Genomic DNA, 9,145 nt, shown 5'->3' with positions numbered 1-9,145 from the left:
TCCTTGCGGAAGGTCATCTTGCCCTTGGGCGTGTCAAAGCTCATGCCTTCCATGGTGGTGATGAGCTTGTTGGTATTGGTGTCGCCATTGGTCTTGGTGAGCGCCGTCACCACAGCCATGGCTGCCGAGAAACCGCCCGCTGTGAAAAAGTCTGGCGGTGCCTTGAACTGCTTGTAGTGCTGAGCCACCATCGCATCATTTACAGGGTTCTTGGGGATGCCGAAGTAGTAGTACAGCGCGCCTTCCATGCCCGGGAAGCTCTTGTAGGCGACCATGGCCGGCAGGATGTTGCCGCCGGTGGCAAGCTTGATGCCGAAGCGCTTTTCCAGTTCCAGATCGGCAATCTTCGGAAACGGCGTCGGGCTGCCCGACCAGCCCACCGAGAGGTACTTGTTACCCGGCTGGTCCTTGAGCTTGTCCACAATGCGTTGCAGGCCGGCCGTGAAGTCTGTGGTGCCCACGGGCAGGTACTCTTCATGAACAATCTTGGCGTTCTTCATGAACGACTTGGCGGCCTTCACGCCATCACGGCCAAAGGCATTGTCGTTGGCCAGAAGGGCGACCACATTGCCTGGCTGGTCCAGCGCTACGGCATTGGCGGCGGCGTCCTGGCTGGAGTTGCGGCCGGTGCGGAAAATGTACTTGTTCCATTTGTCGCCGGTAATGCTGTCGGCCACGGCAGGCTCGACCAGCAGGATTTTCTTGTATTCCTCGGCCACCGGCAGCATGGCCAGCGCCACGGGCGAGGCGGTTGGACCCACGGCAATGTCCACTTTGTCGTCGGCGTAGGCCGCGGCCAGCGCCGCCTTACCCACGTCGGGCTTGCCCTGGTCATCCTTTTCAATGACCACCAGCTTCTTGCCGGCCACCATCATGGTGCCGCCGGTGGCGTAGCTCAGGCCCATATTGAAACCAACAATGGTCTGCTTGGCGTAAGCCTCCAGCGGACCGGTCTTGCTGGCGATCAGCGCAATCTTGATGTCTTTGGACTGGCTCAGGGCCAGCGGCGAAACCAGGGAAGTGGCGATGGCGGCAAGCGCGATCAGGGTGCGACGATGCATGGAATGTCTCCTGTGTGGGTTATGCACCAGGAATGCACAGGCCATGCCAACTTCAAGCTATTGATTTATATGGATATTTTTTAAGTCAATTATTGATTGCTCAAATTTAATACAATAATTTTGTATTTATTTAATACAACTGCATTATTTTCGATCAGGGTTATCCAGACGTTCGTAGAGCTTGGCACGCGAGATTCCCAACAACCGCGAAGCCGCAAGCTTGTTGCCACCCGTGGCCGCCAGGGCAGCGGCAATCGCGCGCCGCTCGACCTGCGCCACCTGTTCTGCAAGCGGCCGAAGAGGGTCGGAAACCGCCAGTTCGCTCCCTTCAAGCGCCGCCGGTACCGGCACGATGCGTTCAATACCGGCTTCTTTCAGGACTTCCTCAAACTGTACGCGTTCAATGTTGGCCGAATCGCTGCGCATGGCTGCCTGCTCAAGCACATTGCGTAACTCGCGGATATTGCCGCGCCAGGTTTGCGCTGACAGCAGGGCCAGCGCATCGGCCGAGAGCTCGGGCTGGCGGTCGCCGCTGCGCAGCGCCATCTCCTCACCCAGCACTTCGAGCAGGGCCGGGATATCGGAGCGGCGCTCGCGCAACGGCGGCACGCGCACCGGCAGCACATTGAGCCGGTAAAACAAATCCTCACGGAACTTGCCCTCGCGCACCAGCATGGCCAGGTCGCGCGAGGTCGCCGCGATCACCCGTGCGTCGAACGGAATCAACTTGTTGGAGCCCAGCGGTTCGATCTCGCCTTCCTGCAGCGCGCGCAGCAGCTTGACCTGCAGCGCCTGCGGCATGTCGCCGATCTCGTCGAGGAACAGTGTGCCGCCGTCGGCCAGCTTGAATTTGCCTTCACGCCCCTTGCGGTCGGCACCGGTATAGGCGCCGGGTGCCACGCCGAAGAACTCGGCTTCCAGCAGTGTGTCGGGCACAGCCGCAATGTTGACGCTGATAAAAGGCCCGCGCGCACGGCTGGACGCCGCATGAATGGCGTGGGCCAGCAGCTCCTTGCCGGTGCCGGTTTCGCCCAGCAGCAGCACCGGGCTCGAGGTCTGCGCCGCGCGACGCGCCTGGCGCTTCACCTCAACGGCAGCCGGACTGGTGCCTATGAAACTCGCAAACGTGTGTTTGGACTGGCGCTGTCCGCCTGTGTGCTGCAGGCGCTGGCTGGCCAGTTCGCGACGCGCATCGTCGAGGTCGCGGTGCAACAGCGCAAACTTGCTGATCAGCGGCTGCAAGGTGGTCTCGGGGTGATCGAACAGCACGATGCCAATGGCGCCTATCACGTCGCCGCTGCCTTCGTCGCGCAGCGGAATGCGGCTGACGACAAAGGTGCCGGCGCGGTTGGTCAGCAGGTCGATCAGGAAGGCTTCGCCGGTTTCCAGCACACGCCGCATCTGCGTGTTCGGGATGACTTCTTCGACCATGTGGCCGACAAACTGGTCCACCGACGAAAAACCCAGCGCCGGCAGGAAACGCTTGTAGCCCTCGTTGAGCCAGACAATGCGGCCGGTGCGGTCCACCAGGAACATGCCCTGGCTGATGCTGGAAAACAGCTGGAACATGGACCGCGCCGCCAGGGCCAGGATGCTCTGGGCATCGCGAGGCAGGCCATGGGCAGTGGTGTCGGTGTATTCCATGCGCAGATGGTAGCGCGACACCGCTGCCCTGCCCGAGTCCGGCTCAGCGCCGGTGTTTCCAGCACCCGTATTGCTGTAGCGACTTGTACCCGTCATTCCCGGGCGGGAGCCCTGTTTTCTGCGCAGACTTCCGGTCTCAGACCACCAGGCGGCGGGCTGCCCATCGTCTGGCCAGGCGCGGCAGGATGAGCACCGCCAGCACAACCACGATCAGGATCACCGATACCGGGCGCTGCAGGAACACCATGGCGCTGCCCTCACCGATGGACATGGCGTTGCGCAACTGCGCTTCTGCCAACGGGCCCAGGATCATGCCGACCACCACGGGCGCGGTCGGAAAGTCAAAGCGCCGCATCACCACCCCGAGCACGCCGATGCCGTAGAGCAGGAACAAATCAAAAGCGCTTTGCCGCATGCCATAGGCGCCGACGGTCGCAAAAATCAGGATGCCGGCGTACAGGTAAGGCTTGGGAATCTTCAGCAGCTTGACCCACAGGCCAACCATGGGCAGGTTCAGCACCAACAGCATCACATTGCCGATGTAGAGCGAGGCGATCAGCGCCCACACCAGGGCGGACGACGACGTGAACAGCTGCGGGCCAGGCTGGATGCCGTAGTTCTGGAAGGCGCCAAGCAAAATGGCCGTGGTGTTCGATGTGGGAATGCCCAGCGTGAGCAGCGGGATCATGGCCATGGTGACCGTGGCGTTGTTGGCGGCCTCCGGGCCGGCCACGCCCTCGATGGCGCCTACGGTGCCAAACTCATCCTTGTTGTCGCCCTTGGCGAGCTTCTTCTCGGCGGCATAACTCAGGAAGGTCGGAATCTCGGTGCCGCCAGCAGGAATGCAGCCAAACGGTGCGCCTATGGCCGTAGCCCGCAGCCAGGCGGGCCAGGAACGGCGCCAGTCCCTGGCCGTCATGTGCACCTTGCTCAGCTTGTTCTGGGTCTCGACCACCCGGCCCTCGTACAACACGGCATACATCGCTTCGGCCACGGCAAACAGACCCACCGCCACGAGCACAATTTCGATGCCGTCCAGCAACTCGGGCACGCCGCCCGTGTAACGTGCCTGACCGGAGATCTGGTCCAGCCCGACCAGGCCCGCCGCCAGTCCGAGAAACAGCGCCGCCATGCCGCGCACCGTGCTTTTCCCCAGCACCGCGCTGACGGTGGTGAAGGCCAGCACCATGAGCATGAAGTATTCGGGAGGGCCCAGCTTGACCGCGAGCTCCGCCACGATGGGTGCAAACAGCGTGACCAGCACCGTGCAGATCGTGCCGGCCACAAACGAGCCGATGGCCGCCGTGGCCAGCGCGGCGCCGGCGCGCCCGCTCTTGGCCATCTTGTTGCCTTCCATGGCCGTGACCATGCTCGCGGTTTCTCCCGGTGTGTTGAGCAGGATGGAGGTGGTGGAGCCGCCGTACATGGCACCGTAATAAATGCCGGCGAAGAAGATCATCGATGCCGTGGCTTCCACCTTGGCCGTGATAGGCAACAGCATGGCCACCGCAACAGCGGGCCCAATGCCGGGCAATACGCCGATGGCCGTGCCCAGCGCACACCCGACAAAACACCACAGCAGATTGATCGGGGTGGCTGCAGTCGCAAAGCCCTGCATCAGTTGGTTAAGAATGTCCATGATTTACAGCCAACCCGATGAAGTGAGTCCCGGCAGATTGATCGCCAGGAATTTGGTGAACATCCAGAATACTGGGGCGGAAATCGCCAACCCGATTGCTGCGTCCTTGAGCCAGGCCACCGGCCGTCGGTCAGCCCTCCCCTCGGCTCCTCGCAGTCCCTGGACCGCGAGCACAAAACACAAGGTGCAACTCAAAATAAAACCGATGGTGGTGATCAACGCGGCGTTGGACAAGAGACCAGCCGAGACCCAGGCAAAGCCCGCCCAGTGACCCTGGACGGCGCCCGCCGGCTCATCGAGGGCGCGAAACCCGCCGGTGCGCGCCTCCCAGACCATGAAGCAGCCGCACACAAATAGGGCGACAGCCACCAGCCAGGGCAGGAAATTGGGGCCCACGCCGCCGTACCCGGCCGCCGAGGAAATGCTGACAGCCCCCGCCGCGAGGCCGAGAGCGAGGAGCACGACGCCGGCGCCGATGAGCGTCTGGGCACGAATAGAAACCTGAGTTTGGGTCATGGCTTGCCAATCCGAAAGTGAAACTGCCGCCGGGCAGATGCAGGGGCATCCCGCCGCCAGCCGAAACAGGGTTGTCGAAAAAAAGTCCGAAGGTCCCGCCAGCCGGCGCCGCCACCCAAGGCAGGCAGCGACCCGGCCGGAGGAAGACGAGGCTTAGACCATGCCCGATTTGACCATGGTGGCACGCAGGCTGGCCATGTCGTCATCGACAAATTTGTCGAAGGCTGCGCCTGTCAGCACGGCAGGTGTCCAGCTGTTTTTCTCCAGCGCCTCGCTCCAGCTCTTGGACTTGACGGCCTTGAGAATCATGTCGGTCAAGGCCTGGCGCTCGGGAGCCGAAATGCCCGGCGCGCCGTAAACGCCGCGCCAGTTGCCAATCACCACATTGATGCCCTGCTCCTTGAGCGTCGGCACATCAACGCCTTTGAGGCGGGTGTCGGACGTGACAGCCAGCGCCTTCATTTTTCCAGTGGCGATGTATTCCGAGAACTCGCTGTAGCCGCTGCCGCCCACGGTAACGTTACCGCCCAGGATGGCCGCTGTAGCCTCGCCGCCGCCCCGGAAAGCGACGTAGTTGATCTTGGATGGATCCACGCCCACTTCACGCGCAATCATGGCTGCGGCGATGTGCTCGGTGGAGCCGCGCGAACCGCCACCCCACTTGACGCTGCCGGGGTCTTTCTTGAGCTGCGCGATCACCTCTTTCATGGACTTGAACGGAGAGTTGGCGGGCAGCACAAACACGTTGTATTCGCTGGTCAAGCGCGCAACCGGCGTGACCTGCGACAGGCTGACCGGCGGTTTGCCGGTGATCAGGCCGCCGAGCATGACTGCACCCATCACCATCAGGGCGTTTGGATCGTTCTTGCTGCCATTGATGAACTGGGCCAGGCCGAGCGCACCGGCAGCGCCGCCCTTGTTGTCATAGGTCACGCTGGATGCAGCACCGGACTCTGTCAGGGCCTTGCCCAGGGCACGGCCCGTGGTGTCCCAGCCGCCGCCGGGATTGGCCGGAATCATCATTTTCACATTGGCCGCAGCCAGGGCCGACAGGGGGAACGCGCCTGTAGCGGCCAGGGCGGCCAGGGATTTCAGAAAGGTGTCGCGACGCATGAGTGTCTCCTTGTAGTGGTGATAACAGGCCGATGATGCACCTTCTGTCTGTCAAACGGCTGTCCGCAGGCATTGGGGAAAGTGCTAGGGCCTGTTCACACTATTTATGCAAGATGCGTTGCGAGTCAAAAAGGTCATGCGCGAGGCGCAAAATGCAGCCGGGCTGACGCCCGGCAAGGCTTTGCAACGCTGCGCATGGCCCTTTTTGGCCGCAACCCGAAAGGAGCATGGTTAAAACAACATCACTCGTCGTTGCACTCCTAACCCAGCCGCCCAGGCTGGGTGTCGTCGCGCGCCTAGATTGGCGCTGTTTTAACCACGTTCGCACTTGCATAAATAGTGTGAACAGGCCCTAATCCTGCCCATGTCATCTGCCACGAAATTGCTTTTGATCGAGGACGACCCGTCGATGCAGGCGGCACTGCAACGTGCCCTGAGCCGGCGCGGCATGGAAGTGCTGAGCTGCACGGACGGCCGCGCGGCGCTGGCGCAATGGACCTCGGCACAACCCGACGTGGTGGTGCTGGACCTGAGCCTGCCCGGGCTGGACGGCCTGCAGGTGCTGGAGCAGGCGCGCCGCCAGGGGCTGACCACGCCCGTGCTCATCCTGACGGCGCGCGGCACGGTAGGCGACCGCATCATCGGCCTGAACACGGGCGCAGACGACTACCTGCCCAAGCCCTTCGACCTCGACGAACTCGAAGCCCGGCTCCGCGCCCTCAGTCGCCGACGCCTGGGCCCTAACACCGAATCGGGCGCTGGCGACCCTGTTGCAGGCGGACTTCGCTATGAAAAGGAGAGCGGTGCGATTTACCACCGGGACCGGATCCTCGAACTCACGCCGCGCGAGCTGGCACTGCTGCAAGCGCTGATCGTCAAGCCAGGCCAGGCGGTGTCCAAGGAAAAGCTGTTCGAACTGGTGTTTCCCGGCGAAACCGAGGTGCAGTACGAAGCCGTGGAAGTGGTGGTGTACCGGCTGCGTAAAAAAATAGCGCATACCGGCGTGACCCTGGTGACCCTGCGCGGCCTGGGTTATTTGCTGAAAGTGGATGCGCCATGAAAGGTGTGGAGGCCGACGTGCGCAGCGCAGGACCGCCCCAAGAAAGCACAGCCCCCCGGGGGGGCAGCGCATTACACGAAGTGACAAGCGTGGGGGTCGAAGCCTTCAGCGCCGGGCCGCCCCAATCAAGCACAGCCCCATCTTCCGGTGAAAGGGGCAGCGCAACGCCGGAGGCACACGAAGTGAAAAGCGTGAGGGTCATGTCCCTGCGCAAATACATCCTGCTGGGCATCCTGCTTCCTGTCGGCCTGCTTGTCACACTCAACACCGCAAGCCTGTACAGCCATGCGCTGGATGCCGTCAATACCGCTTACGACCGCACCCTGCTGGCCTCAGCCAAATCAATTGGCGAGCAGCTCGATGTAAGTGGTTACGACGAGCAGTCGGCGCTGCGCGTCACCGTGCCTTACGCGGCACTGGAAGCGTTCGAGGCCGACAACCAGAGCCGGCTGTTTTACCGCGTCTCCAATCTCCAGGGCGAGCTGGTCTCGGGTTTTGCGCAACTGCCCTTCTGGCGTGGCGTCATTCCGGCCAAACCGCCCTATGCGGCGCTGGTTGATTTTTACGATGACGTGTATGCGGGCGACGGTGTGCGCATCGCGGTGCTGCTGCAGCCGGTCGCCAGCTCGAACGGGAGGGGCATGGCCGTCATCCAGGTGGCGGAAACGCTGGAGTTGCGCACCACGCTGGCGCGGAAGATCCTGTTCGACACCCTGTGGCGGCAAGCACTCCTGCTGGCCGTGATTGCACTGGTGGCGGTGGTTGTGGTACAGCGCGCCACACGGCCGGTGCGCCGCCTCAGTGCCGAGTTGCAGGCGCGGCCCGAGGGGGATCTGACGGCCATTGCCGCGCCCGATGCACCGCGCGAACTGCTGCCCCTGGTCGATGCCACCAACGAAGTCATGGGCCGGCTGCAGCACCTGCTGGACAACCAGAAACGGTTTGTGCGCGATGCAGCGCACCAGCTGCGAACGCCGCTGGCCGTCCTGAAGGTGCAGGTGCAGTCGGCGCTGCGCGGTGACATGGACGCGCAAGCGGCGCTGGCCGAAATCAACCAGACCGTGGACCGCGCCACCCTGCTGGCCAACCAGATGCTGGCGCTGGCCAAGGTCGAGCAACTGCGCCAGCAGGCCGACCTGGGGCCGGTGGACATGGCCGCCATTGTGCGCGCCGTCGCGCTGGACCTCGCGCCCCTGATTGCCGACAAGGACCTGGACTTTGACATCGAAACCACGGTGGCCCGTGTCAATGCCCACGAATGGATGCTGGGCGAGTTGTGCCGGAACCTGCTGCACAACGCCATCAAGCACAGCCAGCGCGGCGGCTCGCTGTCGGTGCGGCTCCTCAGCGACGCGCGCTACCTGGCGCTGACCATCAGCGACAGCGGCCACGGCATTTCGGCGGAACTGGCGGCGCGCCTGTACCAGCCGTTTTCAGCCGGCAATGTGCGCCACGGCTCTGGCCTGGGCCTGGCCATCTGCCGCGAGATCACCCAGGCACTGGGTGGCAGCATCACGCTGGAAAACCGTGAAGACCATGGGCGTATTGCCGGACTGGACGCGACCGTGCGCCTGCCGCTGGTACACAATGATGACTGATGAACAGGCGATATCGATATCGACAAGCAGCCACCGGGCCAGCGGCCAATCGGCGGCCTGCACCTGAGGGAAACGATGCGAATTGACAAGTGGTTGTGGGCCGCGCGGTTTTACAAGACCCGATCGCTGGCGAGTGAAGAAATAGGCAAAGGCCGGATCCAGGTCAATAGCCAGGATGCCAAGCCCGCGCGAGAGATCAAGGCCGGCGACGCGGTGGCCATGCGGCAGGGGCCGGTCATCCGCACTGTTGTCGTCCGGGGCCTGAGCCAGCAGCGCGGACCGGCGCCGGTTGCGCAGCAGCTCTACGAAGAAACGCCCGATAGCGTGCGCCTGCGTGAAGAGGCAGCCGAGCAGCGCCGCATGAACGGTGAGCCGGCCGGCAGCCAGGAACATGGCCGGCCGACCAAACGCGACCGCCGCTCCCTGGACAAAGCCCAGGGCCGGAACTGGAACAACCGCTGGAGCGCCTCCAGCGACTGAAATGCTCCTGTTTTAATAGCTGGTAGCGCCCGCC

8 protein-coding genes are annotated in these 9,145 nt (G+C 63.1%); 3 read left to right on the top strand and 5 right to left on the bottom strand.

Features of this window, described 5'->3' with window-relative positions; translation table 11 throughout:
- From ABI660_RS21630 to ABI660_RS21610, 5 genes are all read right to left on the bottom strand, one after another.
- A partial coding sequence (locus ABI660_RS21630) for a substrate-binding domain-containing protein (protein ID WP_348072021.1) occupies positions 1-1,061 on the bottom strand: 1,061 nt, incomplete at its 3' end.
- A 144-nt stretch (positions 1,062-1,205) separates the two neighbouring features.
- Positions 1,206-2,705: a sigma 54-interacting transcriptional regulator gene (locus ABI660_RS21625; RefSeq protein WP_348072023.1), complete on the bottom strand. Its 1,500-nt coding sequence runs from the start codon at positions 2,703-2,705 to the stop codon at positions 1,206-1,208.
- A 136-nt stretch (positions 2,706-2,841) separates the two neighbouring features.
- On the bottom strand, positions 2,842-4,344 hold the full coding sequence (locus tag ABI660_RS21620; RefSeq protein ID WP_348072019.1) for a tripartite tricarboxylate transporter permease: 1,503 nt from the start codon (positions 4,342-4,344) through the stop codon (positions 2,842-2,844).
- 3 nt (positions 4,345-4,347) lie between these two features.
- The gene (locus ABI660_RS21615) at positions 4,348-4,860 is read right to left on the bottom strand and encodes a tripartite tricarboxylate transporter TctB family protein (protein WP_348072017.1); all 513 of its coding nucleotides are present in this window, start codon (positions 4,858-4,860) and stop codon (positions 4,348-4,350) included.
- A gap of 153 nt (positions 4,861-5,013) precedes the next feature.
- On the bottom strand, positions 5,014-5,973 hold the full coding sequence (locus ABI660_RS21610; RefSeq protein ID WP_348072015.1) for a tripartite tricarboxylate transporter substrate-binding protein: 960 nt from the start codon (positions 5,971-5,973) through the stop codon (positions 5,014-5,016).
- Positions 5,974-6,337: 364 nt separating this feature from the next.
- On the opposite strand from ABI660_RS21610, the gene ABI660_RS21605 reads away from it, so the two are divergent.
- The 3 genes from ABI660_RS21605 to ABI660_RS21595 all read left to right on the top strand — a co-directional run bounded on the left by ABI660_RS21605 (position 6,338) and on the right by ABI660_RS21595 (position 9,111).
- The gene (locus ABI660_RS21605) at positions 6,338-7,033 is read left to right on the top strand and encodes a response regulator transcription factor (RefSeq protein WP_348072013.1); all 696 of its coding nucleotides are present in this window, start codon (positions 6,338-6,340) and stop codon (positions 7,031-7,033) included.
- A gap of 200 nt (positions 7,034-7,233) precedes the next feature.
- Positions 7,234-8,631 (top strand): sensor histidine kinase N-terminal domain-containing protein, encoded by a 1,398-nt coding sequence (locus tag ABI660_RS21600; RefSeq protein ID WP_348072011.1) that lies wholly within the window; start codon positions 7,234-7,236, stop codon positions 8,629-8,631.
- A 75-nt stretch (positions 8,632-8,706) separates the two neighbouring features.
- The gene (locus ABI660_RS21595; protein WP_348072009.1) at positions 8,707-9,111 is read left to right on the top strand and encodes an RNA-binding S4 domain-containing protein; all 405 of its coding nucleotides are present in this window, start codon (positions 8,707-8,709) and stop codon (positions 9,109-9,111) included.
- Positions 9,112-9,145: the final 34 nt, after the last annotated feature.

This window comes from Polaromonas sp., assembly GCF_039930745.1.
Lineage (GTDB): Bacteria > Pseudomonadota > Gammaproteobacteria > Burkholderiales > Burkholderiaceae_C > Polaromonas.
This window is presented reverse-complemented; position numbering and strand designations above follow the sequence as displayed.

Coding starts and splice junctions, on each gene's coding strand:
- ABI660_RS21625 (WP_348072023.1), bottom strand. CDS start 2,705: ATGGAATACACCGACACCACTGCCCATGGCCTGCCTCGCGATGCCCAG.
- ABI660_RS21620 (WP_348072019.1), bottom strand. CDS start 4,344: ATGGACATTCTTAACCAACTGATGCAGGGCTTTGCGACTGCAGCCACC.
- ABI660_RS21615 (WP_348072017.1), bottom strand. CDS start 4,860: ATGACCCAAACTCAGGTTTCTATTCGTGCCCAGACGCTCATCGGCGCC.
- ABI660_RS21610 (WP_348072015.1), bottom strand. CDS start 5,973: ATGCGTCGCGACACCTTTCTGAAATCCCTGGCCGCCCTGGCCGCTACA.
- ABI660_RS21605 (WP_348072013.1), top strand. CDS start 6,338: ATGTCATCTGCCACGAAATTGCTTTTGATCGAGGACGACCCGTCGATG.
- ABI660_RS21600 (WP_348072011.1), top strand. CDS start 7,234: ATGTCCCTGCGCAAATACATCCTGCTGGGCATCCTGCTTCCTGTCGGC.
- ABI660_RS21595 (WP_348072009.1), top strand. CDS start 8,707: ATGCGAATTGACAAGTGGTTGTGGGCCGCGCGGTTTTACAAGACCCGA.